This window comes from Acidobacteriota bacterium, from assembly GCA_039030395.1.
Classification (GTDB): Bacteria; Acidobacteriota; Thermoanaerobaculia; order Multivoradales; family JBCCEF01; genus JBCCEF01.
The window spans coordinates 1-2037 of record JBCCEF010000063.1 but is presented as its reverse complement, the minus strand read 5'-3'; the positions used below and the strand labels follow the sequence as shown (position 1 = coordinate 2037).

The window sequence follows — 2037 nt, the reverse complement described above, 5'->3', positions numbered from 1 at the left end:
GACGGACATCCAGCAGCGCGTGTCTCTTGGAGACACCCCGGGCCACCAGCCGAACCTCCGACGACGACGCACTGCCGAGGCGGTTCAGCCCCGGTGCCAGCACGTACCGGCAAGGCAGCCCTTCGATCAGGCCTTCCAGTGCCCAGCGGTGCGATTCGGCAACCGGGGATTCCATGCTCATGGTTGCACCTTCAAGCTCCGGGATGCCGGGTCGCGAGCCAGGCTTCGATTTCTGCCAGAAGATCACCGGAGGGTACTTCGACCGACCCCAGAGTCGCTTCGGCAGCACGCGCCAGCTGCCAGGCCTGCGGCCGGTCCTCGCCCGTGGCCCAGAGCGTTCGTGCCAGGAGGTATCGAGCCTGGGCCAACTCTCTGGGGTTCACCGAAGCCTCCGCTTCCAGGAGGTGTACCGCCCGCTCGGACCGCTGCCTGGCCTCGGCGATGCGGTCGGCCGCCAGCAAGGTCTCGGCCGCGGACACCAGCAGCTTGGCCAGCAGGCTGGGATAGGCCGCGGCATAGGCTTGCTCGCCGATGCGCAGGGAACGGGCATGGAAGGCCCAGGCTTCGTCGAACCGGCCGCGCTCCCTATTGAGCATCGCCAGGTGATGCAAGGGAGCCGCCAGGGCGGGATGCTGGGGTCCATTGTCCCTCGACAGGCTCTCGAGGGCGCGAGTCAGCCAGACCTCTGCTTCGTCGCGGCGCTCCAGGCGATACAGGGCCAGGCCGAGGTTGTTCTCGAGCGCTCCCCGTTCGACGGCTAGCCGGTCGGCGACCAGCTCGAGTGCGGCACGGCTGCGGTCGAGCATCTCGTCGTAGCGGCCGCTCTGCTCGGCGACGTTGGTCAGATAGCTCCGCCGCTCGAACTCGAGGTCCGGCGGAGAGCCCAGGGATTCGACAACACCAGCCGCCAGATCGCCCCACAGGCGCGCCGACTCGGGCTGCGCCTGCAGCCAGTCGGCGATGATCATCGAGTTGTAGGCCTGTGCCAGCAACCGGCCGTAGCCGATCGTCTGGGCGATCCGAGCCGCTTCCACCAGGCCGCGGCGCAGATCGTCGACTCGGCCGGCGCGACCTTGCGCGATGGCCAGCTGGTAGTGCGCCTCGGCGAGCAGCGGCGGCCAACCGAGCTCGGTGGCCGCCTCCGCCGCAGCCGTGGCGACCTCCAGGGACTGGGGATAACGGCCCGCCGCCTCCTCGGCTCGGGCCTGCGCCAGAAGGCCGCGCAGCGCGTTGGTCTGGCTTGCCAACGCGGGGTCCGCGGGGATCGCCGACTCAGGGGGCAGCGCCTTGCGTTGGCCGCAGATCTCGGGGCTGGCCAAGGCGGCGACGGCGCGCGGCGCGCGGCCGCCAAGCGCCGCGTCGGCACTGGCGAGGAGCGAGAGCAACGCCGAGAAGTCGCGCCGCCGATCTTCCAGACACAGCATCCTGCGATCCAGCATCGCCTCGGACTGCTCGCCGCGCAGATGGGTCGCCGCGCAGGCGTCGCGATACTGCTCGCCCCAGACCCGGGCAAAATCGTCCAGCCGGCCTTCGGTGCGCATCCAGAGATCCTCTTCGGCAAGGGTCGCCCCTGGCATAGCCGATTGCAAGGCCGCTTGAACGGCGACCCGGCGCTCGGTGCTCCAGGTCGCGGCGAAGCTCGCCGCGCCGCCGTCACACGAGGGGTTGCGCTCGAGCCCGGCGAAGACCACGACGCTCGACAGCAAAATCGCCGCGGCCACCAGCCCCAGCCCACGACGGCGCCGGTCAGAGACTTGCCGTAGCGCCGACAGCAAGGCGGGCATATCCGGGAAACGGTCTTCGGGGCGCGGCGCCAGGCCCCTGGCCAGCGGACGGCGCAGCCATGCGGGAAGCCACGGATCGGCAACCTCGAGCGAGTCGGTGCGGGGCAAGCGTCCGGCCACGGCCTCGTAGAGGGCGACACAGAAGCTGAACTGATCCGAGCGCGCGTCGGTCTCTCGCCCCTCGCGTCGCTCCGGCGCCAGGTAGGCCCGAGTCCCGCTGACCTCAGCAGGCCGCGACCGCCCGGCAGACGCG

General features: G+C 70.6%; 2 protein-coding genes. Both read right to left on the bottom strand.

Features of this window, described 5'->3' with window-relative positions; translation table 11 throughout:
- On the bottom strand, positions 1-181 hold a 181-nt coding region (locus AAF481_20480), incomplete at its 3' end, for a hypothetical protein (protein MEM7483543.1).
- Positions 182-191: 10 nt separating this feature from the next.
- A partial coding sequence (locus tag AAF481_20475) for a tetratricopeptide repeat-containing protein kinase family protein (GenBank protein MEM7483542.1) occupies positions 192-2037 on the bottom strand: 1846 nt, incomplete at its 5' end.